Below are 24,778 nucleotides of genomic sequence, written 5' to 3'. Positions count from 1 at the left end.
TGTGTGCGTGTACGACCAGTCGGCGGATCAAGCGTTCCTCCGCCTGGAGTTCAGCTACGAGCTGTTCTCCACCAACCCCAACGGGTGAGTCCTGATCGGGTTACGGAACGGTCACGGTTCGTTGGATGGAGCACACACGAATCACGATGAGTGACCGCTTTGTGTACTCAGTGATCAACCGGCGGGGCCCACATGGACGTGCGAGGAGAACCCCCGGCCACGGAGAATGGCCGGGGTTCCCCCTCGAGCGGGACAGGAAGGGCAGGACCGGGCTCAGGCCCCGGCGGCCACCCGCTCCAGCACCAGCGACTGCACCCGGGCGGCGTCCGCCTGCCCGCGGGTGGCCTTCATGACCGCGCCCACGATCGCCCCGGCGGCCTTCGTCTTGCCATCGCGGATCTTCTGGGCCACGGCGGGCTGCGCCGCGAGGGCCTCGTCGACGGCGGCCGTGAGGGCCGAGTCGTCGGACACGACGGCGAGCCCGCGGCCGGCGACGACGTCGTCCGGCGAGCCCTCCCCGGCGAGCACACCGTCGACGACCTGACGGGCCAGCTTGTTGGTGAGTGTGCCCTCGGACACCAGCGCGATCACCCGCGCGACCTGCTCCGGCGTGATCGCCAGCTCGGTCAGCGCGACCCCGGAGGTGTTCGCCTCCTGGGACAGGTAGGACACCCACCACGACCGGGCCGACTCCGCGGGCGCGCCGGCGTCGACGGTGTCGGCGACCAGCTCGAGCGCGTCCGCGTTGACCAGGTCCCGCAGCTCCTCGTCGGAGATGCCCCAGTCGGCCTGGATGCGGGCGCGCCGCTCCCACGGCCGCTCGGGCAGCCCCGCGCGCAGCCGCTCCACCCACTCGTCCGACGGCTCGATCGCCACGAGATCGGGCTCGGGGAAGTAGCGGTAGTCGGCGAGGGTCTCCTTCGCACGGCCCGGCGAGGTGGTCCCCGACTGCTCGTCGAAGTGCCGGGTCTCCTGGGTCACCGTGCCGCCGGAGAGCAGCACACCCGCCTGCCTGCCCATCTCGTAGCGCACCGCCCGCTCGACCGAGCGCAGCGAGTTGACGTTCTTCGTCTCGGTGCGGGTGCCGAACTCCATCGCGTCCTTGCGCATGAGGGAGAGGTTCGCGTCGCAGCGCATCGACCCCTGGTCCATGCGCACGTCGGAGACGCCGAGGCCCTTCACGACGTCTCGCAGCGCCGAGACGTACGCGCGCGCCACCTCGGGCGCGCGCACCCCGGCGCCCACGATCGGCCGCGTGACGATCTCGATGAGCGGGACGCCCGCCCGGTTGTAGTCGAGCAGCGAGTAGTCCGCGCCGTGGATCCGACCGGTGGCACCACCCATGTGCAGCGACTTCCCGGTGTCCTCCTCCATGTGGGCGCGCTCGATGTCGACGCGCCACGTCGTCCCGTCGTCGAGCGGGACGTCGAGGTATCCGTCGAAGACGATCGGGTCCTCGTACTGGGAGATCTGGAAGTTCTTCGGCATGTCCGGATAGAAGTAGTTCTTCCGGGCGAAGCCGCTGCGCTCGCGGACCGAGCAGTTCAGCGCCAGGCCGATCAGGACGGCGCTCTCGACGGCGCGGGCGTTGACGCGCGGCAGCGAGCCGGGCAGGCCGAGGCACACCGGGCACACGTGGGTGTTGGGCTCGGCGCCGAACTCGTTGCGGCAGCCGCAGAACATCTTCGTCGCCGTGTTGAGCTCCACGTGCACCTCGAGCCCCATCACGGGGTCGAAGCGCTCGACGACCTGCTCGACGGTGTAGGGCGCGGCCTCGACGGTGCTGGTCATGACGCCCCCTGCAGTGCGGCGGGATCCGGGATGGTCGACGCGAACGGCACGCCGGCCGCGGCGTCCCGCGCGGTCTCGTAGGCGGCGGCGACGCGGTAGGCGCGGTCGTCGGCCAGGGCAGGCGTCATCACCTGCAGCCCGACCGGCATGCCGTCCTCGGGGGCACGGCCGCACGGCACCGACAGGCCCGCGGTGCCCGCGAGGTTGGCCGGGATCGTGCAGAGGTCGGCGAGGTACATCGCGACGGGGTCGTCGACGCGGTCGCCGATCGGGAACGCCGTCGTCGGCACCGTCGGGGAGACGAGCACGTCGCAGCGCTCGAACGCCGCCGCGAAGTCCCGCACGATCAGCGTGCGGGCCTTCTGGGCCTTGCCGTAGAGCGCGTCGTAGGACCCGGCCGACAGCGCGTGCGTGCCGATCATGATGCGGCGCTTCACCTCGGGCCCGAAGCCGGCCTCGCGGGTCAGCGACATGACCTCGTCGGTCGAGTGCGACCCGTCGTCGCCGACGCGCAGGCCGTAGCGCATCGCGTCGAAGCGCGCGAGGTTCGAGGACGCCTCGCTCGGCGCGATCAGGTAGTAGGCCGGCATCGCGTAGGTGAACGACGGGCAGGAGACCTCGACGACCTCGGCGCCCAGGTCGGTCAGCACCCGCACGGCGTCGGTGAACGCCGAGAGCACCCCGGTCTGGTAGCCCTCGCCGGACAGTTCGGTGACCACCCCGACGCGGACGCCCGCGAGGTCCCCGCGCGCGCCGGCCAGGGCGGCCTCGACGACGGGGGGCAGCGGCGCGTCGATCGAGGTCTGGTCGGCCGGGTCGTGCCCGCCGATCACCTCGTGCAGCATCGCGGCGTCCAGGACGGTGCGCCCGAACGGCCCGATCTGGTCGAGGGACGACGAGAACGCGACGAGCCCGTAGCGCGAGACGGTGCCGTAGGTCGGCTTGCACCCGACGGTGCCGGTGAACGCGCCCGGCTGGCGGATCGACCCGCCGGTGTCGCTGCCGATCGCCAACGGGGTCTCGCCCGCCGCGGTCGCGGCCGCCGACCCGCCGCTGGACCCACCGGGCACCCGGGACGGGTCCCAGGGGTTGCGGACGACGCCGTAGGCCGAGTTCTCGTTCGACCCGCCCATCGCGAACTCGTCGAGGTTGGTCTTGCCCAGCGGCACGAGGCCCGCGTCGCGCAGCCGGGCCACCACGGTCGCGTCGTAGGGCGGGCGCCAGCCGTCGAGGATGCGCGATGCGCACGTCGTCGGCATGTCGCGCGTCGCCATGTTGTCCTTGATCGCGACCGGCACGCCGGCCAGCGGGCTGCGCACGGTGCCCGCGGCGATCTCGGCGTCGATCTCGGCGGCCGTCGCCAGCGCCTGTTCGGCCGCGACGTGCAGGAACGCGCCCATGCCCGCGCCCTCGACCGCATCGATGCGCGCCAGGTGTGCCCGGGTCACCTCGACCGAGGAGACCTCACGGGCCTGCACGCGGCGGGCGATCTCGGCGGCGTCGAGGCGGGTCAGCTCGCTGCTGGTGGTGTCGGGGCTGCTCACAGTTCCTCCCCCAGGATGCGCGGCACGCGGAAGCGGCCCTCCTCGGCGGCGGGGGCGCCCGCGAGGGCCGCCTCCCGGCTGAGGCTCGGCGCGGGCTCGTCGGCACGCAGGACGTTGGTGAGCGGGGCGACGTGGCTGGTGGGCGGGACGTCGTCGTCGATCTCCGACACCCGGCCGACGGTGTCGAGAATCGCGTCGAGCTGGCCGGAGAACACGTCGAGCTCGTCGTCGGTGACGGCCAGCCGGGCCAGTCGGGCGAGATGGGCGACGTCCTCGCGCGTGATGTCGGACATGATCCTCCGGGTCGGGATCCCACGGGGATCCTCCGTGACTGGACTGGACCGATCCATCCTAGGCTTCGCACCGGGGGTGACCTCGACACGGTTTCTCACCTCGACCACGCCCGGTCGCCACGAGGTTTACGCGGGGCCGCGGTTGCCTACCTCCCGGCGGGCCGCCCTGGCCCTCGCCCCGCCCCGGTCCGACTGGCACACTCGCCGCGCCCGAGGGAGTGCGCGGTTCCGTCGGGCCTGTCGGTGTGCCCGGGGCGTACCGGGCCGTGACGTGGAGGCGATCGGGAGGACGGAGGCGACGTGACCTATCTGTTGCGGGTGGTGCTCCCCGATCGGCCGGGCACCCTCGGCGCGGTCGCGTCGGCCCTCGGCACCGAGGGCGCGGACATCCTGTCGGTCGACGTGGTGGAGCGCCACCAGGGCGTGGCCGTCGACGACCTCGTCGTGGACCTGCCCTCCGCGCGACCTCCGGACGTGCTTATCACCGCCGCCGAGTCGGTGCGCGACGTGACCGTCGAGTCGGTGCGGCCGTTCTTCGGTCCCCTCGACACCGCCCGCGAGCTCGAGCTCGTCGAGGCGGTCGCCGCCGACCCGGACGCCGGGATCGGGTTGCTCACCGACGCGGTGCCGCGGATCTTCCGCTCGGCGTGGGCGCTGGTGGTGGAGGCCTCCACCGGCGACGTCTGGGCCGACGGCGGGACGCACGTGCACCGCGTCGCCGGGAGCTCCGCCGCTCCGGAGACCGAGGCCGAGAGCCTGCCCTGGCTGCCGCTCGCGAAGGCGACGGTCCTCGACCCGGCGGCCGGGCACTCCGTCCCGTCGGCCTGGACCGACCTCGACACCGAGCTGGCGGCGGCGCCGCTGGGCCGTGCGGACCGGGCCCTCGTACTGGGACGCCCGGGTGGGCCGGCGTTCCGGCCGTCGGAGCTGGCGCGGCTCTCGCACCTCGCGGGCATCGTCGCGACCATGACCGGCTGAACCCGGCCGGGCCTCAGCGCCGGTGCTCGGAGCGGGTGCGGAACCCGCCGAAGTTCGGCCCCCACCCCGGGCGGCGGCGTTCCGCGAGCCGGGGAGAGACGGCCTGCCCGAGCGCGTAGCGCACGAGTTCCTCGTTGCCGGTGGCCAGCCAGGTGCCGTCCGGCCCCTTCAGGGTGTCCTCGAAGCCCATCCGGGTGTCGAGGTTGTTGCGCCGCGCGTAGTCGAGGACCGGCCAGGCGCCGCCCTCCTCGCCGTGCAGCAGGATCGGCACCTGCATCGGCCCGAGCGCCTTGAGGATGCGGACCGCCTCGGCGACGGCGGTGTCCGGATCGGTCACGGTGACCTCGGCGAGCACCCGCACGGTGCCCGGCGGCACGCCTGCCTGCTTGAGCTGCACCGCGTCGCCCGTGGTCCACACCCCGAGCTCGATGCCGATCCCGACCGAGTCCAGCGACTCGCAGACGATCTCCCACCCGCGCTCGTGCACGTTCACCGAGGCGACGTCGGGCCGGGCGTAGTGGGGCAGGCGGGCCCACTGCTGCACCAGGTCGGTGCGCTTGAACGGGTCCGGCTCGACCCACCGGGCGGTGGTGACCCCGATCTCGAGTGACGGAGCAGCCTGCCGGATGGCCCCCACCACGGCGCCGATCGGGCCGGGGTCGAGGCTCTCCTGACCGTCGACGTCGCGCGGGTGCACATGGAAGCTCGTCACCCCGAGCGCCGCGACGGCCCGCGCATCGCGTGCGAGGTGACGCGGCGTCATCGGGACCGCTGGGTAGACGTCGGCCGGGCGGGCACCGTTGGGGCAGCACTGGAGCATCTCCGCACCACCTCCCGCCGCCCGGTCCGAGATATTTGGACCAGCTTCAACCTTATTCGGCCTGACGGCAACGTCTGCACGTGCGTCTGCACGCCTTTTCGGACGATGCCACCCGTCCGCCCCAGGGAAACCCCGCTGCGTGACCACCCAGTGTGCGCCGCGGCCCACCGTGATCAGAACGCCGCCGGGCGCCGCGGGCCTACCCCTCGTCCGGCTCTCCCCCGTCCGACTCCGCCTCGCTCGGCGTCTGCGCCACCTCGCGTGCGGCGTCCGGCCCCTGCTCGAGCAAGACGACGAAGCCGTCCTCGTCGAGGATCGGGACCTTCGCGGCGACCGCCTTGTCGTACTTGGACCCCGGCTCGTCGCCGACCACCACGAACGCCGTCTTCTTCGACACCGACGACGCGGCGCGGCCCCCGCGCGCGAGGATCGCCTCCTTCGCCTCGTCGCGGGACCACGTGGGCAGCGAGCCGGTGACGACGATCGAGAGCGCCTCGAGCGTGCGCGGCACCGACTCGTCGGTCTCCTCCGCGAGCTCCACCCCAGCCGCCCGCCACTTCTCGACGACGTCCCGGTGCCAGTCGACCGAGAACCACTCCCGCACCGCCGTCGCGATCGTCGGCCCCACCCCGTCGACCCCCGCCAGCTCCTCCTCGCTCGCGGCGTCGATGGCGTCCACCGAGCGGAAGTGCCGGGCGAGGGCCTGCGCGGCCGTGGGCCCGACGTGACGGATCGACAGCCCGACGAGCACCTTCCACAGCGGGCGGTGACGCGCGGTCTCCAGGTTCGTGAGCAGCTTGCGGCCGTTCGCCGAGAGGTTCCCGGCCTTGGTGCGGAACAGCGGGACGCCGGACAGGTCGTCCTCGGTGAGCGCGAACACGTCACCCTCGTCGAGCACGACCCCGGCCGCGAGCAGCGCCGTCGCCGCCTCGTAGCCGAGCACCTCGATGTCGAACGCCCCGCGCCCGGCGACGTGGAACAGCCGCTCGCGCAGCTGCGCGGGACATGACCGCGCGTTGGGGCAGCGCAGGTCCTTGTCGCCCTCGCGCATCTGGCGCAGCTCGGTACCGCACTCTGGACAGTGGGTGGGCATGACGAAGGCGTGCTCGTCCCCGGTGCGGGCCTCGACGACCGGGCCGAGGACCTCGGGGATGACGTCGCCCGCCTTCCGGATGATCACCCGGTCCCCGATGAGGACGCCCTTGCGCTCGACCTCGCCCGCGTTGTGCAGCGTCGCCATCGACACCGTGGAGCCGGCGATCAGCACCGGGTCCATCTCCGCGAACGGGGTGACCCGCCCCGTCCGGCCCACGTTGACGCTGATCGCGCGCAGCGTCGTGGTGGCCTGCTCCGGCGGGTACTTGTAGGCGATCGCCCAGCGGGGCGCCCGGGCCGTGGACCCCAGTCGGCGCTGCAGGGCGACGTCGTCGACCTTGACCACCACGCCGTCGATCTCGTGCTCGGCGTCGTGCCGGTGCTCGCCCCAGTAGCGGGTGTGCTCGATGACCGCCTCCACCCCGTGCAGCACCCGGGTGTGCGTGGACACCGGGAGACCCCAAGTGGCGAGCGCGTCGTAGGCCTGGGACTGGCGCTCGGGCGTGAAGCCCCGCCGCCTGCCCAGCCCGTGGCAGATCAGGCGCAGCGGCCGGGTGGCGGTGACCCGCGGGTCCTTCTGGCGCAGGCTGCCCGCCGCGGAGTTGCGCGGGTTCGCGAACGGCTGCTTGCCCGCCGCCACGAGGCCCGCGTTGAGCTCCTCGAAGTCGGCCAGGCGGAAGAACACCTCACCGCGCACCTCGATGAGCTCCGGCACCGCGAACTCGTCGGTGCCCGTCAGCTCGGTGGGCACGTCCGCGAGGGTGCGCATGTTCAGCGTGATGTCCTCGCCGGTGCGCCCGTCACCGCGGGTGAGCGCCCGCGTGAGGTGGCCGTTCTCGTAGAGCAGGTTGACCGCGAGCCCGTCGATCTTCAGCTCGCAGAGGTACTGCAGCTCCTCGCTGGGGTGATCGAGCTCGCGCTGCACCCGCAGCACCCACTCCCGCAGCTCCTCGGGCTCGAAGGCGTTGTCCAGCGAGAGCATGCGCTCGAGGTGGTCCACCGCGACGAAATCGGTGGAGAAGCCGCCACCGACCCGCTGCGTCGGGCTCGCAGGCGTGACGAGGGACGGGTACTCCTCCTCCAGGCGCGACAGCTCGCCGAAGAGCTCGTCGAACTCGCCGTCGGTGACGATCGGCGCGTCGAGCACGTAGTAGCGGAACTGGTGGTCGCCCAGGACCTCGGCCAGCTCGGCGTGCCGCGACTGGGCATCGGCAGGCACGTCGGGCGAGGCGAGCTGGGCGGCTGGCGGGCTCTCGCTGGTCACGGCGCCGAGGGTAGTCGGGGGGTCCGACAGGGACCCCCGAGATCACCAGGACGACGGCGGGTCCGCGAACGCCCGGGCGAGCTCGACGCTGCGCGCCATCGCGGTGCGCGCCCAGCCCGGGCTCGCGCCCGCGAGACCGCAGGCGGGGGTGACGACGGCGCGGTCGGCGAGCCGCTCGCGGTCGAAGCCGAGCCGGTCGGCCACGTCGAGCGCGGGACGGGCGAGCCGCTCGACGGCGGGCGGCGCCCCCGTCGGGTCCGTGCTGGGCACGACCCCGAGCCACAGCTCGGTCGGCGCGTCCCACACCTCGCCCAGGGCGTCGAGCACCGCGCTCGAGCGGTCCAGCTCGGTGAGGTCGACCGCCACCGCGTCGGCGCCCACCGCCCCGAGCAGCGCCAGGGGCGGCGTCGGGTGGCAGCAGTGCACGACCACGCCGACCGCACCCGCCTCGTGGACGGCGCGCACCACCGTCTCCAGTGCGGCCCGGGCCTCGGAGCCGGGCACCGTGCGGACGGTCCCGTAGCCGCTCGGAGTGGGCAGCGAGCCGGCCAGGACGGCGGGCAGCGTGGGCTCGTCGAGCTGGACGACGACGCCCGCGCCGGTCCGCCGCGCGAGCTCGGCGACGTGGCCGCGCAGGCCCTCGGCGAGGCTCTCGGTGAACTCCGCGACCGCACCCCGGTCGGTCAGCACCCGGTGCCCGGTGCGCAGCTCGACCCCCGCGGCCAGCGTCCACGGGCCGGCGACCTGGGTCTTCACCCGGCGCGGGGTCGCCCCGGTCTCCCCGAGCACCTCGTCGAGCGCGTCGACGTCCCGGGCGAGCAGGTCGACGCCGCGGCGGTGGTCGCCGCCGGGCCGGGCCGTGACCCGGTATCCGGACGGCCACACCTCGACGGCGAGGTCGACCAGCAGCGCGGTGGCGCGCCCGATCATGTCGGCGCCCACCCCCCGCTCGGGCAGCTCGGCGACGTGCGGGAACTCCGGGAGCTCCCCGACGACGGTGCGGGCAGCCTCCCGGTGGTCGGTGCCGGGCAGCGAGCCCAGCCCGGTGGCGCGCTCCTCGGGCCGTCGCGGCCCGTCCGGCACCGCGCTCGGACCGTCGCCGGCCGCGTCGTCGGGACCGGGCATCACCAGGGCGGGGCGCGGGTCGGTCACGGCCCAGGTGTACCAGGCGGTCACGACCGGGCGGGCGCTCCGGGCCCCGGTCCGCGACGATGACGGGCCCGTGGAGCAACGACGTCGTCGGGAGGCCCGTGGCGAGCCGGCCGGAACCCCCGCGCGTCGAGCGCGGACAGGTGCTGACGATCGGCGTCGTCGGCGGCGTCGTCGGGGGCCTGATCGGCGGCGGGAGCGGGGTGCTCTTCGTCCCCGCGCTCGACCGCTTCACCACCCTCACCCGCGCCCAGGTGCACGGGACCTCGACGATCGCCAACGTCCCGGTCTGCGCCGCCGGGGCCGCGGTCTACGGGCTGGTCGGCGGCTCGCTCGACCTGCGCGCGGGCGGCGGCATGATGCTCGGCGGGATCCTCGGCGGAGTCTTCGGTGCCCGGCTGCTCGCCCGCGCCTCGGAGCGGGTGCTGCGGAGCCTGCTCGTCGCGGTCCTGCTCCTCACCGCGGCGAAGCTCTACCTCGACGCCGCGGGTCTCGACCCCTCGCAGGGTGCCCCGGTGGTCCCCGCCCACCTGCTCACGGACCCGTGGTTCGTCGTCCCGGCCACCGTCGCGGCGGGCCTGGTGATCGGGGCCTGGGCCGGGGCGATGGGTCTCGGGGGCGGACTGCTGGCCGTCCCCACGCTGGTCCTGCTCTTCGGGGTCGACCTGCACACCGCCGCGGGGACGGCGCTGCTGGTGTTCGTGCCGAACTCCCTCGTCGGCGGCCTCGTGCACGTGCGTCAGGGCACCGCGTCGCTGCGCATCGGCACCCTGATGGGAGGCGCCGCCGCGCCGGGCACCGTCGCCGGGGCGCTGTTGGGGCTCGCGCTCGACGACGTGGTGCTCGGCGTCGTGTTCGGGACCTTCGCGCTGACCATGGCCGTGCGGGAGATCGCGCACCTGCGCCGGACACGGGTTCCCGACGACCGGTGAGGTCGCGCCCGCCGCCCTGGCACCCTGGAGCGCGCGATGCCCCACCTCGACGAGCCCACCTGGCGTTCCCGCGCGGACGCCCACGCCGCGCGCGCCGACGCGCTCACGGCCGGGCACCGGGCCCGTCGCGCCCGCCACGAGTCCCACCCGGTCGAGGACTTCCTCTTCACCTACTACCCGACCCGCCCGAACAGGCTGCGCGTCTGGCACCCGGGGGCCGGGGTCACGCTGGAGAACGCGGCCGAGCGCGGGGCGTGGAAGCACTACACCCCCGACGGCACGCGGGTCGACCCGACGACGATCCGCCCGGCGACGATCGCGTTCGTGCGCGGCCTGCTCGCGGCCACCGCCGCCCGACCGGCCCAGCTGGGCTGCTTCGGGCTGCACGAGTGGGCCATGGTCTACCGCGCCGACGAGACCCGGCACCCGGTCCCGCTCCGGCTCGGGGCGGCGGGCACCGACACCGTCGTCGAGAACCACCGCATCCGCTGCACGCACTACGACGCCTACCGGTTCTTCACCGCCGACGCCGCCCCGCGCAACGCCGGGACGCCGACGCGCGAGCGGCAGGTCGAGCTGGAACAGCCGGGCTGCCTGCACGCGACGATGGATCTCTACAAGTGGGCGACGAAGCTCGGGCCCGCCGTGCCGGGTGAGCTGCTGCTGGACACCTTCGAGCTGGCCCGCGACGTCCGGACCCTCGACATGCGCGCCTCGCCCTACGACCTCGCCGCGCACGGCTACACCCCGGTCCGCATCGAGACCGCCGCCGGGAAGGCCGAGTACGCCGAGGCGCAGCGGGGATTCGCCGACCGGGGCGCGGAGCTGCGGGGGCGCCTCCTGGACGTCCTGGCGCACTGCTAGCCGGCGAGCACCCCGGCGACCAGGTGTGCGGGTGCGGGAGCGGGCGCTCCGGCCCGCAACCAGGCGCAGCACTCGGCGACGTCGGCCTGCTCGTGCAGCGGCCCGACGACGAGCGTCGGGCCCGATGGCCTGCGGTGGACGTCGCAGGGCTGGACGAGGACGGTGGCCCCGGCCGACGACGTCTCCGTCGAGCACCCCTGCAGGCAGCCCGAGCGGACCAGCACCCCGTGCGGCGTCTCGCGGATGGCGGCCCGGAGCTCGTCGTCGGACCCGTCCGGCGAGGCCGAGGCGTGTGGGCACCCGTGCACGCCGCAGGCCACCACCGTCACGCCGCTCATGCCTGTTCTCCTCGGCATCGGGAATCCTCCTCGGTCGATTATCGTTAATGATAATCAGCACCGACAGCGAGGAGAACCCATGGCCCGCAACGACGTGAGACCGATCGTGAAGCTGCGCTCGACGGCGGGGACCGGCACGACCTACGTGACGCGGAAGAACCGCCGCAACGACCCCGACCGCCTGGTGCTGCGCAAGTACGACCCGCGCGAGCGCCGGCACGTCGAGTTCCGCGAGGAGCGCTGACCGGAGCCAGGAGAGAGAGGCCGGAGCTCATGAAGGTGCGTGCGTCGCTCAAGGCGCTGAAGCAGAAGCCGGGATCGAGCGTGGTGCGCCGCCACGGGCGGGTCCTGGTGATCAACAAGCAGAACCCGACATGGAAGGCGCGGCAGGGCTGAGTCAGTCCCGGTGGTCCGGGTCGGTGACGCGCAGCAGCAGGGCGACGAACGCGTCGGCCTGCAGGCGCCCACCGTCCCGGGCCTCGGCGCCCCGGCGCTCGTCGTCGTCGCGCAGCTCCTGGGCGACCCGGTCCAGGGCGCGGACCAGCGGTTCGGCCAGGTCGGGCGGGACCTCGCCGCTGATCTCGAGGTCACCGTCGGCCCGCCGCTCGGTGTGGATGCTGGCCAGCGCCTCACGCAGCAGGGCGCGCGGCTCGCCCGCGACGAGGTCCTCGCTCACGGGGTCAGCGGCGGGCCAGCCGGCGACCCGACCGCGGCCCGTAGTCGACCCCGTAGTGCTCGAAGATCGCCGGCTCGTCCTCCACCGGCAGCTCGCCGTCGGTCTCGATCGCCGGGGCGTTCTTCGCGAGGTCCTTCTCGACGGTCACCGTGACGTGGTCGGGATGCACCGTCGCGCCGTGCAGCGGGACGAACACCAGCCGCTTGCGGTTGAACATCCCGAGCTCGACCGTGACGAACGTGGGCTCGTCGGTCGCCGTGTCGTAGTAGACCGCCTCCATCTCGCCGATCTTCGACCCGGACGGGTCGACGACCTTCTTGCCCAGCCAGTCCCGGATGTTCTCGGCCTCGAACGCCATGGAGCCGATCATAGGCTCGGCGTCGGCTCCGGCCCGCGTACGACGACGGGTGCGGCGCGTCCGGGGGCTCTTGTCGCGGGTTCCCACCGTGGCGGCAGCACCTTGTCGCTGTGATTCAGAACGACAAGGCGGCCGCCCGATGTCAGAACGCCGCGACAGGATGTCGGAGCGGACCCAGCGGCGGCGCGACCGACATCCGGGTGCGGCCCGTCCGGGCGATCAGGCCGTCGCGGTGATCGTCGCCGAGCCGAGCACACGGTCCCCGGAGTAGACGACGACGGCCTGGCCGGGGGCCACCCCGCGCAGCGGCTCGTCGAGCGCGGCGTCGAGGCCCTCGTCGGAGACCGTCACGCGCGCGGGGGCCAGCCCGCCGTGCGCCCGGACCTGCACGACGACGTCCTCGGTCACCCCGGCCTCGCCGTGCCAGACCGGTGCCGACGCGGACAGCGCACGCACGTCGAGCTCCTCGACCGCGCCCACCGTCACCTGGCGCGACACCGGCTCGATACCCAGCACGTAGCGTGGGCGGCCGTCCGGGGCGGGGCTCTGGAGGCCGAGGCCGTGGCGCTGGCCGACGGTGAATCCCGCGACCCCGGTGTGCTTCCCGAGCACGGCCCCCGACGTCGCGTCGACCAGTTCGCCGGGCGCCTCCTCGAGACGGTCGGCCAGGAACCCGCGGGTGTCGCCCGAGGGGATGAAGCAGATGTCGTGGCTGTCGGGCTTCTCGGCGACGACGAGCCCGCGGCGCGCGGCCTCCGCCCGGACCTCGGACTTCGGCGAGTCACCGAGCGGGAACATCGCGTGGGCCAGCTGGCGGGCGGTCAGCACGCCGAGCACGTAGGACTGGTCCTTGTCGGCGTCCACGGCCCGACGAAGCATCCCGTGCTCGAGGCGGGCGTAGTGCCCCGTGACGACGGCGTCGAAGCCCAGCGCGAGCGCCCGGTCCAGGACCGCCGAGAACTTGATCTTCTCGTTGCAGCGCAGGCAGGGGTTCGGGGTGCGCCCCGAGGCGTACTCGGCGACGAAGGGCTCGACGACGTCGGCCGTGAACCGGGCCGCCATGTCCCAGACGTAGAACGGGATGCCGAGGACGTCGGCGCAGCGCCGCGCGTCGTGGGAGTCCTCGACCGAGCAGCACCCGCGGGCGCCCTCGCGCATCGTCGCGGGCTTCGCCGAGAGGGCCAGGTGCACCCCGACGACGTCGTGGCCTGCGTCGCGGGCGCGCGCGGCCGCGACGGCGGAGTCCACCCCGCCGCTCATCGCCGCCAGCACCTTCATGACTACGAGCGTGCCAGGGCACCCCGGGCGCGCTCCACCACGGGGCCGATCGCCGCCACGGCCGCGTCGACGTCCGCCGCGGTCGAGCTGTGGCCCAGCGAGAACCGCAGCGAGCCGCGCGCGGCGGCCTCCTCGACCCCCATCGCCAGCAGCACGTGCGACGGGCGCGCCACCCCGGCGGTGCACGCCGAGCCGGTCGAGCACTCGATCTCGTGCGCGTCGAGCAGCATGAGCAGGCTGTCGCCCTCGCAGCCCGGGAACGAGAGGTGCGCGTTGCCCGGCAGCCGCGCCGGCCCGCCGGCGACCGGGGCGGCGTCGAGCGCCACGCCGTTCAGGGTCGCGTCCGGGACCTCGGCGATCAGTCGCGCGACGAGGTCGTCGCGCAGCGCCGCGAGCTCCATCCCCCGCCGGGGGGCGTCGTCCACGGCGGCGCGCACCGCCGCCGCGAGCGCGACCGTCCCGGCCACGTCGAGCGTGCCCGAGCGCACGTCGCGCTCCTGCCCGCCGCCGTGCAGCAACGGCATGCACGACGCGTCCCGGCGCAGCAGCAGTGCCCCGACCCCGACCGGCCCGCCGAGCTTGTGGCCGGTGAGCGAGAGCGCGTCGGCCCCGGAGGTCGCGAAGTCCACCGGGAGCGAGCCCACGGCCTGGACCGCGTCGGTGTGCAGCGGGACGCCGAACCCGTGCGCGACCTCGGCCAGGGCGCGGACGTCGTTGACGGTGCCGACCTCGTTGTTCGCCCACATCACGCTGACGACCGCGACCTCGTCGCCGTGGGCGTCGAGGACCTCGCGCAGCGCCGACGGGTGCACCCGCCCCGCCTCGTCGACGCCCAGCACGTGCATCGTCGCGCCCTCGTGCTCGGCGAGCCACTCCGCGGCGTCGAGCACGGCGTGGTGCTCGACGGCGGACACCACGACCCGGGTGCGCCGCGGATCGGCCTCGCGCCGGGCCCAGTAGATGCCCTTGACCGCGAGGTTGTCGGCCTCGGTGCCGCCGGTGGCCAGGACGACCTCGGTCGGCAGGGCGCCGACGGCACCGGCGATGCTCTCGCGGGCCTCCTCGACGTCCTTGCGCGCCCGTCGGCCCGCGGTGTGCAGCGACGAGGGGTTGCCGACGCGGCCGAGCGCCCCGGTGTAGCGGGCGACGGCCACGGGCAGCATCGGCGTGGTGGCCGCGTGGTCGAGGTACGTCATCGCCCATCGAGCGTAATCCTCGCGATGGTCGAACGCTCCCACGACCTCACGCGATCATTCGTGAGCCAGGTCCGGCCAGGCCCCGGACAGGACGAAGGGCACCTCCGACCACCTCGAGGTGGCCGACGGTGCCCTTCGCCCGTGACGAGCAGCGCGGGATCAGGCCCGCTTGCCGACCTCCTCGGTCAGCTGCGGCGCGACCGAGAACAGGTCGCCCACGATGCCGAAGTCGGCGATCTCGAAGATCGGGGCCTCGGGGTCCTTGTTGACCGCGACGATCGTCTTCGAGGTCTGCATGCCCGCGCGGTGCTGGATCGCACCGGAGATGCCCAGCGCGACGTAGAGCTGCGGCGACACCGTCTTGCCGGTCTGCCCGACCTGGAACTGGTTCGGGTAGTACCCGGAGTCGACCGCGGCGCGGGAGGCGCCGACGGCGGCGTGCAGCGAGTCCGCGAGGGTCTCGACGACGTTGAAGTTGTCGGCCGAGCCGACGCCCCGGCCACCGGCGACGACGATGCTCGCCTCGGTGAGCTCGGGACGGTCGCCGCCGACGATCGGGGCCCGGTTGGACACCTTGGCCGAGCGCGCGGCGTCGACCGAGGGGACCTCGACGGTCTCCTGCGTCCCGGCGGCGGCGTTCTCCTCGGCCTCGATCGAGCCACCGCGCCAGGAGACGATCGCGGTGTCGGTCGTGGCGTGCGACTGCACGGTGAAGGCGCCACCGAAGATCGAGTGGGTGCCGCCGCGCTGGCCGTCGATCTCGACGAGGTCGTTGAGCCAGCCGGAGTTCGTGCGCACGGCCAGGCGGCCCGCGACCTCGCGGCCGTCGGCGCCACCGGCGATGAGCACCGCGGGCGGCGAGACGCGCTCGACCAGGGCGGCGAGGACGTCGACCTGCGGGGTCGAGAGGTAGTTGACCGCGTCGTCGGACTCGGCGACGTAGACCTTCTCCGCGCCGTGCGCGGCGAGGCCCTCGGCCAGCTTCGTGGCCGTGCCCGGCGTGCCGACGACGACCGCGGACGGCTCGCCGAGGCGGCGGGCCGCGGTCAGCATCTCGTAGGTGTTCTTCTTGATCTCACCGTCGACGTGGTCGACGAGGACCAGTACTTCAGCCATGACTGTTCTCCTCTATCGCTCGTGGACGGTGCTCAGATGAGCTTCTGGCCGACGAGGAACTCGGCGATCTTCGCGCCGCCGTCGCCCTCGTCCTCGACCTTCTGACCGCCCGACTTCGGCGGGCGCGGCGCGAACGAGTCGACCTGCACGAGCGAGCCGGCCAGCCCGACCTCCGAGGCGTCGAGGCCGAGGTCGGAGATGCCGAGGGCACTCACCGGCTTCTTCTTGGCCGCCATGATCCCCTTGAACGACGGGTACCGCGGCTCGTTGATCTTCTCGCCGACGCTGACGACGGCGGGCAGCGCGGCGGTGACATCGCAGGTGCCCTCGTCGGTCTCGCGCTTGACCGAGGCGGTGCCGTCGCTGACGGTGAGTCCGTTCGCGTGCGTGAGCGACGGCCAGCCGAGGACCTCGCCGATCATCCCGGCCATGGCGCCGCTGCGACCGTCGGTGGCCTCGTTCCCCGCCAGGACCAGGTCGACGTCGCCGACGGTGCCGATCGCCTTCGCGAGCACCTTGGCGGTGGCGACGGCGTCCGAGCCGTGGATGGCCTCGTCGTTGACGTGGACGGCCTTGTCGGCGCCCATCGAGAGCGCCTTGCGCACGGCGTCGGTGGCGCGGTCGGAGCCGGCAGTCACGATCGTGACCTCGGCGTCCCCGGCCTCCTTGATCTTGAGCGCCTCCTCCACGGCGCGCTCGTTGATCTCGTCCAGCACCGCGTCCGAGGAGGCGCGGTCGAGGGTCTTGTCGCTGTCGGAGAGCGTGCGCTCCGACCAGGTGTCCGGCACCTGCTTGATGAGCACGACGATGTTCATGGGTCCTCTGTGACCTCCTGTGCCTGCGAACTCCCTGACCACCGACATTGAGTTACCCGTCGGTAGCGATTCGCTCCGTGCCGACTGTCCCACGAGTGCGGGCCGAGAGCGACGTGGCGTACCCCTCTCAAGTTACTCGCGAGTAGGTAGTAGGTGGCTACTGACGGGTAGCGAAATGGGTCCCGCGGACCGCGTACGCTGAAACGGACACATCGGATTCTCGCCCCAGGAGTACCCGTGCCCGGTCTGTTCCAGAAGGTCCAGGACTTCATCAAGAGCCCCCAGGGTCGCAAGTACGCCGACCAGGCGAAGCGCTACGCGCAGGACCCCAAGAACCGCGCCAAGGCCCAGGAGATGCTGGGCAAGTTCCGCGGGAAGGGCGGCGGCCACCGCTGACGCGGCGGCACCCTCAATCGCGGCGGTGTCGCCCGCCGCTGTCCCGCACCGGATGCGGCGCGCGTATCGGCGGCGACGTCCGCGGCCGGGGTGCGGGTACCCCCTGATCGAGGGGCACGGGCGGCCGTGACGGCGACGCGGGCAGGGCCAGCGGCGCGCGGGAACCTGACCCGAGCGCCTTCGGTCCCTCGGGTCGCAGGCCACCCCGCAGGAGACGGACGAGCGCCTCGTACCACTGGACGAGCAGCGCCCACGGCGGCGTCGGCACCCGCGGCGCCCGGCGTTCGTCGTGCCTGCGGCGGGACATCACCTCGCGGCACGGGCGGCAGACGTGGCGCGCGGTCGCCCCGAGCGGGGCGAGGTCGACGACCGTGCCGCAGAGCCCCATCGGCGGCTGACCGGTGCGGTTGGCCTGCTCGAGCTCGGTCGCCATCACGGCGTGCTCGGCCCCGTCCGCCCGGGAGGTCATGGAGAGCGGGCGATCACCCGGAGTCGGCGGCGGCCACGCACCCCAGCCGGCCCCCGACGGCTGATCGACCGCCGGACGCGCCTCAGAAACCGCTCGGCGCGCGTCGGTCGACATATGTCCATTCTGCGGCCACGCGGCGCGACCCGACCCCCGACGCGTGCCACCCGTGAGGGTGATTCTGGCCGCGCAGACGGCCCACCCCGGCGCGGGACCACCCGGTCAGCGGTCGACCGCGCCCGGCTTCACCGATCATCAGGGCCGTCCGAGGCCGTGGTCGCGGGCGAGGAGGGCCGCCTCGGTACGCCCGGCGACGCCGAGCTTGGCGAAGATCGCCGAGAGGTTGTTCGTGACGGTCTTGGCGGCGACGCCGAGCCGGGCCGCGATCGCGGCCGTCGAGCTCCCGGTCGCGAGCATCTCGAGGACCTGACGCTCCCGGGCCGTCAGCTCCGCGAACGGATCCGGGGCGGCGCCCGGAGCCTGACGGCTCACCCCGGACCCGAGGATGCTCGCCCCTGCGGCGACGGCGTGGATGGCTCGGACGATCTGCTGCCGCGAGTCGCCCTTGAGGACGTATCCGGAGGCGCCTGCGTCGAGGGCGGCCCGGACGGTCGCGTCGTCGTCGAGCATGGTCAGCACGAGGATCCCGACCTCGGGCGCCGCGCTCCGGACGGTGCGGGTCGCCTCGACACCGTCGATGCCCCCGGGCATGTGCAGGTCCACGACCAGCACGTCCGGGCGCTCCGTGACCGCCAGGCGGACCGCCTCGTCCCCGCTCTGCGCGGTCCCGACGACCTCGATGCCCTCGGTCGCCGTCAGCAGAGCCGCGAGCCCGTCGCGGATGATCGGGTGGTCGTCGGCGAGGACGACGCGCACCGCCCGCTCCGTCACGGGACGACCCGGGACACGGCGGCGCGGGCCAGCGGCAGCCGGGCCAGGACGTGCCCGCCGCCCGGCGACGGGGCCGCGTCGAGCCGCCCGCCGAGCTCCTCGGCGCGGTCGCGCATCGACGCCAGCCCGACCCCCGGGTGCCAGACCACCTCGTCGCCCGGGGGGCCGTCGTCGCGCACCCCGACGACGAGGTCGGCCTCCGAGCAGCGGATCTCGACCTCGGCGTGGGTGGCCCGGGAGTGCCGGGCCACGTTGGTCAGCGCCTCGACGAGGATGCGGTAGGCGGCGACCTCGACCGCGGCGGGGAGCTCGGTGACCCGGTCGTCGTCGACGACGGCGATCACCAGCGGCACCGGGTCGCCGCGCGTCAGCCGCTGCGCGTGCCGCCGGACCGCCTCCACGAGGCCGAGCTCGTGCAGTGCCGCCGGATGCAACTCGTTGATCAGACGCCGGACGTCGTCGAGCGCGCTCGTCACACTGCCGCGGATGTCCTCGCCCAGCGCGGCGATCCGCGGGGCGTCGCGACGGCCGCCCGACGCGAGGGTGATCACGGCGTCGGCCTGGAACGCGACCCCGGTCAGCACCGAGGCGAGCCCGTCGTGCAGGTCGCGGCGCAGGCGACGCCGCTCCTCCTCCCGCGCGGCCACGATCTCCTGCCGCGACGCCTGCACGGCCGCCGAGAGCGCCTCGGCGTGCAGGGCCACGCCGATGGGCAGCGCCATCAGCTCGAGCACCGCCCGGTCGGACGGGGCGAGCCGCGCCTGCCCGGACCGGACCCCGACCCGCAGCTCCCCGAGGGTGCGACCCGCGTGGCGCAGCGGGAAGCTCTCCTGGGGAGCGCGCCGTGTGCCCACCTCGCCGACCGTGTCGCCGTCCACCGCGAGCGCCGCCCACGGCAGCTTGAGGGCCTGGCAGACCGCGGGGAGCACGTCGCCGGGCCGCTCCGGTCCGGTCGCGAGCTGCGCGGTCACCGACGAGACGGCGCGGACCGGGTCGCCGCGGTCGCCGTAGAGCAGGGTGTCGACCAGGCGCTGGAGGCGGACCCGGATCGGGTCGAAGGCAGCGGCCACGACGACGGTGGCGGCCACCGACGTGGCCAGGCCGTCGCCGGGCCCGACGAGCCGCGTCACGATCTCCACGACGGCGACGTAGGTGGCGACGAGCGCCGCCGTCAGCACGACGTAGGTGACCGTCCGCGACCACAGCAGCCGGATGTCGAGCAGCTGGTGGCGCAGGACCGCGATCGTCATGCCCACCGGGATCAGCGCGACCGCGAGCGTGGACATGATCGGGAACCCGGTGCCGGGCGCCGCGACGGACCACACCGCCCGCGTCACGGCGATGACCACGACGACGACGACCGCGGCGAGCAGCGGCCAGAGCACCTGCCGTCGGGTCCGTTCCCCGCCGCGCCGGTAGCGGACGACGAGGGTGACGACACCGGCGAGATAGGTCGCGGCCAGCAGGATGTTCGTGCCGGCGCCGACCGGGCCGGTGTCCAGTCCCGGGATCGCCAGCCACGACCACGCGGGCGGCACCTGCCCCGGCGCGAACCCCGCGACGGGGGCCAGCGGGTAGGGGTCGGCGCTGAAGGTGAGGACCTGGGCGACGCCGTTGGCCAGGACGACGGCGAGCAGCGGCCAGCGCACCCTGGCGCGCAGCCGACCGCCGGGCAGCCGGCCCTCGGGGAAGACCAGGACCGCCAGCGGCAGGAACAGCCCGATCGCCCACGGCCAGGCGGCGGAGTAGACCGTCGCGGTCCACGCCGTGGCCCGGGCGTCCCCGACGGCGATGGCCCGCGCCAGCCACGGCGTGACGGCGGCGGTGGCCGTCTGCGCGACGGCCACCCCGAGCAGCAGCCAGCCGAGGGCGTTGCGCGGCCGGGATGCGGCGATCAGTCCGCCGCACACGGCGCAGACCGAGCCGATCGCGGCGTTGCTGACCAGGAAGCTGTCCTGGGCCGCGGCCAGGGGCATGCCCGTCACGAGCACCCCGACCACCGTCGTCAGGGCCTCGGCGACCGCCAGCGCGACGAGACCGGCGGCCAGCCATGGTGGCCGGCCGACGCGCACGTCCCCCTGGTCGGGCATGCGCTCATCCTGCGACCCCACCCACCGGCTTGTCTGCGGTCGAATCGCCCGGACGCCCCGGGTGGTTCCTCCCGGCCCACCCGGGGCGGTACCGGGCAGGACGGGTGCTCCGGCCCTGCCCCGCGGGTGCGCTCGCGGCCCACCGTCGGTGCCGGTCCATCCACCGACATCCGGGAGCCGTCATGACCGACACCCTCACCACCACCGACGCCGACGTCCGGCCCCACGGGGCCGCCGCCGTCCTGGCCGGCGTCGTCGTCGCCGTCCTCGGGATCGTGGGCGCACTGTCACCCGATCTCGTCGGACGTGCCTGGTTCGCGACCGTGGTGCCCGCCGCCCTGCTGTTCGCGGTCGGCATCCTCGGGGTCCGGCGCCTCGCGGCGTCGGTCGGCGCCTCGGGGCTCGTCACCGCGGCGCTGGCCGCCGCCGCCGTCGCGATGACGCTCTTCGCCCTGGCCCACGCCTACGCGCTCGTCGACCAGGACACCGCCATCCTGCTGTTCAGCGTCCTCATGGTCCTCGTGGCCGTGAGCCTGATCGTCGCCGCCGTCGGGATGTTCCGCGGCCCCGCGAACGCGCTGCCCCGCTGGGCCGTCCTCGCCGCGGGGGTCTGGCCGGTCGCGACCATCCCGGCCGGGGCGGCGCTCGGCGACCTCCCGCACTTCGGGGCGATCGCCGTCTGGGGCGTCACCTGGGCCGTGCTCGGGGCGACGCTGATCCGCGCCGCCCGCCGGTGACCCCGGCCGTCAGGGTCGGGAGCCGGCCGCCTCGGCGACGGCGGCCAGCTGCGCGGTCGGAGTGCGGCACGAAGGCCACACCGTCCTCGCTCATGGACGTGACCAGCCCACCCCCCGGCCGGACGTCGAGCCGCTCGACGCGGCATCGGGTGGGGGCGGGGAGCCACCAGCGCGCGAAGGCCGCGGGGTCGGTCCAGGCGTTCCACACGGTCGCTCTGGGCGCTTTGATCACGCGTTCCAGCGCGAGGTCGAGATCGGGGTTCACGGGTGCTCCTCGGAATCGGTGACGTACTGTTCGAGACGGTCGGTACGCGCCTCCCACACCCGGCGCTGCTCGTCGAGCCAGCTCTGCACGACGGCGAGGCGGGCCCGGTCGAGCTCGCAGGTGCGGACCCGCCCCGACTTGGTGGTGCGGATGAGGCCGGTCGCCTCGAGCGTGCGGACGTGCTTCATGAAGGACGGCAGGGTCATGGGGAAGTCGTGGGCGAGATCGCCGACGGTCGCCGGGCCATGACCGAGCCGCGAGATCACGGCGCGACGGGTGGAGTCGGCGAGGGCGACGAAGACCCCGTCGACCACCGCCTCACGCTGTGCCATGAGGCTCAGTATTGAGCGGCGCAATAGTTAGCGCAAGAGCTAAGTGTCAGCCGGGTCCTCCGGGACCCACCGGGTGAGGTCACGCCACCCGAGGTGCCGGGTGGGCGCCATCGGCGCGACCCGCGCGGGTGCCGGGTGACCGAGACACACGATCACCTCCGGGCTCCAGCCCTCGGGGAGCGCGAGCACGACGCCGACCGCGGCCCGACTGAACGAGCTGACCGGCCCGGCGCCGACGTCGACGGCGTGGGCGGCGAGCAGCATCGTCGCCATGGCGGTGCCGACGTCGACCGAGAGGCCGCGGGCGTCCGGGGCGAAGCCGTAGCTCTGCGCGAGCGGTCGGTCCACGCAGATGGTGATCGCCGCGGTCGGGCGCTGGATCATCCCGGGCGAGACCATCCGCAGCACCCGCAGCACGCCGGGGTCGGTGGTGGCCACGAAGCGCTGGAGGTGACGGTTCCCCGCCGTCGGCGCCCACCGTGCCGCGTCGAGGATGGTCTCCACCCGCTCCCGCGGGACCGGCTCGTCGGTCATCGCCCGCACCACCCGTCGGCGGCGGATGGCGTCCAGGACGGGGTCGGTCACGGGGCGTCCGGCCCGTAGCGCGCGACGAGGTGCCGGGCCAGCTCGCGGCAGACCGTGTCGAGCTCATCGACGTAGGCCTCCCGATCGTCGCGGGGGACAGCGAGCAGCGGCATCCGGGCCAGTGGTCCGTCGAGGACGTCGGCCGTCCCGGGTGTGGCTCGCGGTGTCATGGCCTCGGCGAGCCGGTGTGCCGCGGTCAGCAGCCGCATCGGGCCGTACTCGGCGGCCTCGTCGACCTGGGTCCGGGCCGCGGTGGTGAGGTAGGCGAGCAGTTCGAGCGCGTCGTCCTCGTCCAGGACCCAGGGAGAAGCCACGGGGGCATCCTCGCGGGCGTCGCGGCCCGGGTCCATCGTTCCGGGGCCCGTCGTCAGTCGTGCCGCAGCGCCTGCGGCGTCCGCGTGTCGCGATACGTGGCGTCGACGATGCGGGCGATCTGCGCGGCGGCGTGCTCGGTGGAGCGCAGGGGCAGCACGATATGACTCAGAGCCAGGCGTACCGCGGCTTCGGCGAGATCGTCGGCGATGGCGACGTCGACCTCGGGGCGGGCTTCGTGAAGAGCGCGGCTCAGGCGCACGCGAGCGGCGTCGAGGACCGGCGCGCCGCGACTCGTGAGCAGCGGCAGGAAGTCATCGCTTCCGTCGGCGGTGAGCACCGAGACGAGCAGCGGCTCGCCCGCGGCCCGATCCAGGGTGTACCGCATCGCCGCGAACCACTGCTGGTAGAGGCCGGTGTGGCTGGCCATGGCCGTCTCGATGCCGGTGATGAAGCGCTCGGTCAGGCGCAGGATCAGAGCCTGGGCGATGCCCTGCTTGCTGCCGAAGGTGGTGTAGAGGGTCTGGCGGCTGACCCCGGCCCGGCGGGCGATGGCCTGGATCTGCAGGCTCGACCACCCGCGGGTGATCACTTCCTCGGCAGCCGCGTCGAGCGCCGCGTCCCGCATTTGCTGATGCGCGCTCTGCGCGTACTGGTTCCGCACACATCAGCAGGTCACAGTGGGCGATCCGCTGTCAAGCCGCTGGACAGAACCGAGAACGATGGTTGACAGATCGAGCCAGACTGTCCAGCCTGGATGTGTGCCCGATCACGATCTTCGGGTCCACCGCCGACCGCCTCCACCTCGCCCTCGCGGTGTGGAGCGGGTGAGGAGCAGCACCATGACCCAGACGTCACGTGTGTCGACCTTCGCCAGCGGGACCCCGGACCGCCCCTATGACGACGAGGACATCTCGTCGCGGGCGTTCTGGGCGACCGACATGTTCGAGCGGGAGAAGACCTTCTCGCGTCTGCGCGACCGCGACACCATCACGTGGCATCCGGCACCCGATGACCAGGTCTTCGAGGACCCGGAGGACTACGGGTTCTGGGCGATCACGAAGTACGACGATCTGGTCGAGGTCACCAAGCGCCACGACGACTTCCTGTCCGGCCCGGGCATCCTCATGGAGAACCTGCCTGCCGACTTCATCGAGGCCGCGCAGTCGTTCATCGGCATGGACCCGCCGCGGCACACCACACTGCGCAGGCTCGTGGCCGCGGCGTTCACCCCCAAACAGATGCGCCGCATCGACGAGATGATCCAGGGGAACGCCGCGTCAGCGGTGAAGAATCTGTGCGCGAAGGCCGAGGCCGGCGGCGGCGAGGCCGACTTCGTGGCCGAGTGCGCCGGGCTGATGCCGATGAACAACATCAACGACATGATGGATGTGCCGGCCGGGGAGCGCGAGGAAGCCGCCCACCAGACCGCGATCGCGATGTCGTGGAACGACCCCGACGTGGTCGGGCACACCAAGGACGAGGTCATCAACTCGCTGATGACCGCCAACGGCTACTGCCATCAGCTCGCCAGTCGCCTGGCCGCCGAACGCCGCGAGCGGCCTGGCAGCGATCTGATCTCGGCGTTGTCCCAGGCCGAGGTGGAGGGCGAGCGCCTCACCGACTTCGAGATCGGCGCGTTCTTCGTGCTGCTGACCGTGGCCGGCAACGACACGACCCGCCAGTCCACCAGCCACGGCCTCAAGGCCCTGGTGGATCACCCTGAGCAGCGCGCCTGGCTGCTCGAAGACCTCGAGGGGCGGATGTCGACCGCCGTCGAGGAACTGGTGCGCTGGGCGACCCCCATCGCCACATTCCGGCGCACCGCGGCCCGGAACATGGATTTCCGCGGGCGCCGGATCACCGCCGGGGACAAGGTCGTGCTGTTCTTCTCGTCGGCCAACCGCGACGCCACCAGGTTCGACCGACCGAACGAGCTCGACCTCTCCCGCAGGCCGAACCCGCACATCACCTTCGGCGGCGGCGGCATCCACCACTGCCTGGGCAACCAACTCGCCCGCACGCAGTTACGCGCGATGTTCACCGAGCTGCTCACCCAGGCCCCGCAGATCAGCGTCGGTGAGCCGGTGCTCACCCCCAGCAACTTCTTCAACATCGTCAAGCGGATGCCCGCCCACCCGACCGGTCGCTGACCCCGCCTCGACGCTGCACCGGGCACGGGCTGCACGAGACCGAC

Annotated in this window: 29 protein-coding genes; 8 read left to right on the top strand and 21 right to left on the bottom strand. The window is 73.6% G+C overall.

What is annotated here, in order from left to right:
* Nucleotides 1–273: 273 nt before the first annotated feature.
* Genes gatB through gatC form a run of 3 tightly spaced genes read right to left on the bottom strand, consistent with a single transcriptional unit; the run spans nt 274 to nt 3,628 of the window.
* Entirely contained in the window at nt 274–1,791 is a 1,518-nt protein-coding gene (gene gatB, locus VGI02_RS21025; protein WP_331630496.1) for an Asp-tRNA(Asn)/Glu-tRNA(Gln) amidotransferase subunit GatB, read from the bottom strand.
* On the bottom strand, nt 1,788–3,335 hold the full coding sequence (gatA, locus tag VGI02_RS21020; protein WP_331630494.1) for an Asp-tRNA(Asn)/Glu-tRNA(Gln) amidotransferase subunit GatA: 1,548 nt from the start codon (nt 3,333–3,335) through the stop codon (nt 1,788–1,790). The genes gatB and gatA overlap by 4 nt, the downstream gene beginning before the upstream one ends.
* A complete protein-coding gene (gene gatC / locus VGI02_RS21015) occupies nt 3,332–3,628 on the bottom strand; it encodes an Asp-tRNA(Asn)/Glu-tRNA(Gln) amidotransferase subunit GatC (RefSeq protein ID WP_331630492.1) in 297 nt (98 codons plus the stop codon). The genes gatA and gatC overlap by 4 nt, the downstream gene beginning before the upstream one ends.
* Before the next feature lie 300 nt (nt 3,629–3,928).
* Here gatC and VGI02_RS21010 point away from each other — a divergent pair, with 300 nt between their 5' ends.
* Complete coding sequence (locus VGI02_RS21010; protein WP_331630490.1) at nt 3,929–4,606, top strand: ACT domain-containing protein; 678 nt, start codon at nt 3,929–3,931, stop codon at nt 4,604–4,606.
* 13 nt (nt 4,607–4,619) lie between these two features.
* Here VGI02_RS21010 and VGI02_RS21005 read toward each other — a convergent pair whose 3' ends face one another.
* From VGI02_RS21005 to VGI02_RS20995, 3 genes are all read right to left on the bottom strand, one after another.
* Complete coding sequence (locus tag VGI02_RS21005) at nt 4,620–5,426, bottom strand: 3-keto-5-aminohexanoate cleavage protein (RefSeq protein WP_331630488.1); 807 nt, start codon at nt 5,424–5,426, stop codon at nt 4,620–4,622.
* Between the two features lie 199 nt (nt 5,427–5,625).
* Entirely contained in the window at nt 5,626–7,785 is a 2,160-nt protein-coding gene (gene ligA, locus VGI02_RS21000; protein WP_331630486.1) for an NAD-dependent DNA ligase LigA, read from the bottom strand.
* A gap of 42 nt (nt 7,786–7,827) precedes the next feature.
* On the bottom strand, nt 7,828–8,937 hold the full coding sequence (locus VGI02_RS20995; RefSeq protein WP_331630484.1) for a methionine synthase: 1,110 nt from the start codon (nt 8,935–8,937) through the stop codon (nt 7,828–7,830).
* Nucleotides 8,938–9,035: 98 nt separating this feature from the next.
* On the opposite strand from VGI02_RS20995, the gene VGI02_RS20990 reads away from it, so the two are divergent.
* Complete coding sequence (locus VGI02_RS20990; RefSeq protein ID WP_331630482.1) at nt 9,036–9,866, top strand: sulfite exporter TauE/SafE family protein; 831 nt, start codon at nt 9,036–9,038, stop codon at nt 9,864–9,866.
* A gap of 36 nt (nt 9,867–9,902) precedes the next feature.
* Nucleotides 9,903–10,730, top strand: a complete 828-nt coding sequence (locus VGI02_RS20985) for a 3-methyladenine DNA glycosylase (protein WP_331630480.1) — start codon at nt 9,903–9,905, stop codon at nt 10,728–10,730.
* On the opposite strand, the gene VGI02_RS20980 is transcribed toward VGI02_RS20985, so the two are convergent.
* Nucleotides 10,727–11,068 (bottom strand): hypothetical protein, encoded by a 342-nt coding sequence (locus VGI02_RS20980; RefSeq protein ID WP_331630478.1) that lies wholly within the window; start codon nt 11,066–11,068, stop codon nt 10,727–10,729. The two genes, VGI02_RS20985 and VGI02_RS20980, sit on opposite strands and share 4 nt — an antisense overlap.
* 79 nt (nt 11,069–11,147) lie before the next feature.
* Between VGI02_RS20980 and rpmG the strand changes: the two genes are divergently transcribed.
* Nucleotides 11,148–11,312 (top strand): 50S ribosomal protein L33, encoded by a 165-nt coding sequence (rpmG, locus tag VGI02_RS20975; RefSeq protein WP_331630476.1) that lies wholly within the window; start codon nt 11,148–11,150, stop codon nt 11,310–11,312.
* A gap of 29 nt (nt 11,313–11,341) precedes the next feature.
* Nucleotides 11,342–11,464, top strand: a complete 123-nt coding sequence (gene ykgO, locus VGI02_RS20970; RefSeq protein WP_331630474.1) for a type B 50S ribosomal protein L36 — start codon at nt 11,342–11,344, stop codon at nt 11,462–11,464.
* Between the two features lies 1 nt (nt 11,465).
* Here the strand turns inward: ykgO and VGI02_RS20965 are convergent, their stop codons facing one another.
* From VGI02_RS20965 to VGI02_RS20940, 6 genes are all read right to left on the bottom strand, one after another.
* The gene (locus tag VGI02_RS20965; protein WP_331630472.1) at nt 11,466–11,744 is read right to left on the bottom strand and encodes a hypothetical protein; all 279 of its coding nucleotides are present in this window, start codon (nt 11,742–11,744) and stop codon (nt 11,466–11,468) included.
* A 4-nt stretch (nt 11,745–11,748) separates the two neighbouring features.
* Complete coding sequence (locus VGI02_RS20960; RefSeq protein WP_331630470.1) at nt 11,749–12,102, bottom strand: PRC-barrel domain-containing protein; 354 nt, start codon at nt 12,100–12,102, stop codon at nt 11,749–11,751.
* Nucleotides 12,103–12,321: 219 nt separating this feature from the next.
* On the bottom strand, nt 12,322–13,380 hold the full coding sequence (mnmA, locus tag VGI02_RS20955) for a tRNA 2-thiouridine(34) synthase MnmA (RefSeq protein WP_331630468.1): 1,059 nt from the start codon (nt 13,378–13,380) through the stop codon (nt 12,322–12,324).
* Nucleotides 13,381–13,382: 2 nt separating this feature from the next.
* Nucleotides 13,383–14,576, bottom strand: a complete 1,194-nt coding sequence (locus tag VGI02_RS20950) for a cysteine desulfurase family protein (protein ID WP_331630466.1) — start codon at nt 14,574–14,576, stop codon at nt 13,383–13,385.
* 159 nt (nt 14,577–14,735) lie between these two features.
* Complete coding sequence (locus VGI02_RS20945) at nt 14,736–15,692, bottom strand: electron transfer flavoprotein subunit alpha/FixB family protein (RefSeq protein ID WP_331630464.1); 957 nt, start codon at nt 15,690–15,692, stop codon at nt 14,736–14,738.
* 32 nt (nt 15,693–15,724) lie between these two features.
* Nucleotides 15,725–16,507: an electron transfer flavoprotein subunit beta/FixA family protein gene (locus VGI02_RS20940; RefSeq protein ID WP_331630462.1), complete on the bottom strand. Its 783-nt coding sequence runs from the start codon at nt 16,505–16,507 to the stop codon at nt 15,725–15,727.
* A gap of 237 nt (nt 16,508–16,744) precedes the next feature.
* Between VGI02_RS20940 and VGI02_RS20935 the strand changes: the two genes are divergently transcribed.
* Nucleotides 16,745–16,903, top strand: coding sequence for a hypothetical protein (locus VGI02_RS20935; RefSeq protein ID WP_331630461.1), 159 nt, complete (start codon nt 16,745–16,747; stop codon nt 16,901–16,903).
* Between the two features lie 13 nt (nt 16,904–16,916).
* On the opposite strand, the gene VGI02_RS20930 is transcribed toward VGI02_RS20935, so the two are convergent.
* The 3 genes from VGI02_RS20930 to VGI02_RS20920 all read right to left on the bottom strand — a co-directional run bounded on the left by VGI02_RS20930 (nt 16,917) and on the right by VGI02_RS20920 (nt 20,350).
* Nucleotides 16,917–17,372: a hypothetical protein gene (locus tag VGI02_RS20930; RefSeq protein ID WP_331630459.1), complete on the bottom strand. Its 456-nt coding sequence runs from the start codon at nt 17,370–17,372 to the stop codon at nt 16,917–16,919.
* A gap of 252 nt (nt 17,373–17,624) precedes the next feature.
* Nucleotides 17,625–18,260: a response regulator gene (locus VGI02_RS20925; RefSeq protein WP_331630457.1), complete on the bottom strand. Its 636-nt coding sequence runs from the start codon at nt 18,258–18,260 to the stop codon at nt 17,625–17,627.
* On the bottom strand, nt 18,257–20,350 hold the full coding sequence (locus VGI02_RS20920) for a sensor histidine kinase (RefSeq protein WP_331630455.1): 2,094 nt from the start codon (nt 20,348–20,350) through the stop codon (nt 18,257–18,259). The genes VGI02_RS20925 and VGI02_RS20920 overlap by 4 nt, the downstream gene beginning before the upstream one ends.
* A gap of 182 nt (nt 20,351–20,532) precedes the next feature.
* Between VGI02_RS20920 and VGI02_RS20915 the strand changes: the two genes are divergently transcribed.
* Nucleotides 20,533–21,087 carry a hypothetical protein gene (locus VGI02_RS20915; protein ID WP_331630453.1) on the top strand — a complete coding sequence of 185 codons (555 nt, stop codon included), beginning with the start codon at nt 20,533–20,535 and terminating at the stop codon, nt 21,085–21,087.
* Here the strand turns inward: VGI02_RS20915 and VGI02_RS20910 are convergent.
* Genes VGI02_RS20910 through VGI02_RS20890 form a run of 5 tightly spaced genes read right to left on the bottom strand, consistent with a single transcriptional unit; the run spans nt 21,038 to nt 23,245 of the window.
* Nucleotides 21,038–21,319 (bottom strand): SRPBCC domain-containing protein, encoded by a 282-nt coding sequence (locus VGI02_RS20910; RefSeq protein WP_331630595.1) that lies wholly within the window; start codon nt 21,317–21,319, stop codon nt 21,038–21,040. The two genes, VGI02_RS20915 and VGI02_RS20910, sit on opposite strands and share 50 nt — an antisense overlap.
* A gap of 29 nt (nt 21,320–21,348) precedes the next feature.
* A complete protein-coding gene (locus VGI02_RS20905; RefSeq protein ID WP_331630451.1) occupies nt 21,349–21,684 on the bottom strand; it encodes an ArsR/SmtB family transcription factor in 336 nt (111 codons plus the stop codon).
* 39 nt (nt 21,685–21,723) lie between these two features.
* Nucleotides 21,724–22,269: a nitroreductase family protein gene (locus tag VGI02_RS20900; RefSeq protein WP_331630449.1), complete on the bottom strand. Its 546-nt coding sequence runs from the start codon at nt 22,267–22,269 to the stop codon at nt 21,724–21,726.
* A complete protein-coding gene (locus VGI02_RS20895; protein ID WP_331630447.1) occupies nt 22,266–22,583 on the bottom strand; it encodes a DUF6092 family protein in 318 nt (105 codons plus the stop codon). Before VGI02_RS20895 ends, VGI02_RS20900 begins: the two co-directional genes overlap by 4 nt.
* A 53-nt stretch (nt 22,584–22,636) precedes the next feature.
* Nucleotides 22,637–23,245 (bottom strand): TetR/AcrR family transcriptional regulator, encoded by a 609-nt coding sequence (locus tag VGI02_RS20890; protein ID WP_331630445.1) that lies wholly within the window; start codon nt 23,243–23,245, stop codon nt 22,637–22,639.
* 178 nt (nt 23,246–23,423) lie between these two features.
* Here VGI02_RS20890 and VGI02_RS20885 point away from each other — a divergent pair, with 178 nt between their 5' ends.
* Nucleotides 23,424–24,734 carry a cytochrome P450 gene (locus tag VGI02_RS20885; protein WP_331630443.1) on the top strand — a complete coding sequence of 437 codons (1,311 nt, stop codon included), beginning with the start codon at nt 23,424–23,426 and terminating at the stop codon, nt 24,732–24,734.
* The last annotated feature ends 44 nt before the right edge of the window (nt 24,735–24,778 follow it).

Source organism: Actinomycetospora sp. (assembly GCF_036497245.1).
Taxonomy (GTDB): domain Bacteria; phylum Actinomycetota; class Actinomycetes; order Mycobacteriales; family Pseudonocardiaceae; genus Actinomycetospora.
Note: the sequence above shows the minus strand (reverse complement) of the source record. Positions and strands in the feature narration are given on the sequence as shown.

Excerpts from the sequence above, each read along its gene's own strand:
- VGI02_RS20920 (WP_331630455.1), bottom strand. The coding sequence starts at position 20,350 with ATGCCCGACCAGGGGGACGTGCGCGTCGGCCGGCCACCATGGCTGGCC.
- VGI02_RS20945 (WP_331630464.1), bottom strand. The coding sequence starts at position 15,692 with ATGGCTGAAGTACTGGTCCTCGTCGACCACGTCGACGGTGAGATCAAG.
- VGI02_RS20940 (WP_331630462.1), bottom strand. The coding sequence starts at position 16,507 with ATGAACATCGTCGTGCTCATCAAGCAGGTGCCGGACACCTGGTCGGAG.
- gatC (WP_331630492.1), bottom strand. The coding sequence starts at position 3,628 with ATGTCCGACATCACGCGCGAGGACGTCGCCCATCTCGCCCGACTGGCC.
- VGI02_RS21005 (WP_331630488.1), bottom strand. The coding sequence starts at position 5,426 with ATGCTCCAGTGCTGCCCCAACGGTGCCCGCCCGGCCGACGTCTACCCA.
- ykgO (WP_331630474.1), top strand. The coding sequence starts at position 11,342 with ATGAAGGTGCGTGCGTCGCTCAAGGCGCTGAAGCAGAAGCCGGGATCG.
- VGI02_RS20905 (WP_331630451.1), bottom strand. The coding sequence starts at position 21,684 with ATGGCACAGCGTGAGGCGGTGGTCGACGGGGTCTTCGTCGCCCTCGCC.
- mnmA (WP_331630468.1), bottom strand. The coding sequence starts at position 13,380 with ATGAAGGTGCTGGCGGCGATGAGCGGCGGGGTGGACTCCGCCGTCGCG.
- VGI02_RS20930 (WP_331630459.1), bottom strand. The coding sequence starts at position 17,372 with ATGACCTCCCGGGCGGACGGGGCCGAGCACGCCGTGATGGCGACCGAG.
- VGI02_RS20915 (WP_331630453.1), top strand. The coding sequence starts at position 20,533 with ATGACCGACACCCTCACCACCACCGACGCCGACGTCCGGCCCCACGGG.
- rpmG (WP_331630476.1), top strand. The coding sequence starts at position 11,148 with ATGGCCCGCAACGACGTGAGACCGATCGTGAAGCTGCGCTCGACGGCG.
- VGI02_RS20885 (WP_331630443.1), top strand. The coding sequence starts at position 23,424 with ATGACCCAGACGTCACGTGTGTCGACCTTCGCCAGCGGGACCCCGGAC.
- VGI02_RS20980 (WP_331630478.1), bottom strand. The coding sequence starts at position 11,068 with ATGAGCGGCGTGACGGTGGTGGCCTGCGGCGTGCACGGGTGCCCACAC.
- VGI02_RS20985 (WP_331630480.1), top strand. The coding sequence starts at position 9,903 with ATGCCCCACCTCGACGAGCCCACCTGGCGTTCCCGCGCGGACGCCCAC.
- VGI02_RS20960 (WP_331630470.1), bottom strand. The coding sequence starts at position 12,102 with ATGGCGTTCGAGGCCGAGAACATCCGGGACTGGCTGGGCAAGAAGGTC.
- gatB (WP_331630496.1), bottom strand. The coding sequence starts at position 1,791 with ATGACCAGCACCGTCGAGGCCGCGCCCTACACCGTCGAGCAGGTCGTC.
- VGI02_RS20950 (WP_331630466.1), bottom strand. The coding sequence starts at position 14,576 with ATGACGTACCTCGACCACGCGGCCACCACGCCGATGCTGCCCGTGGCC.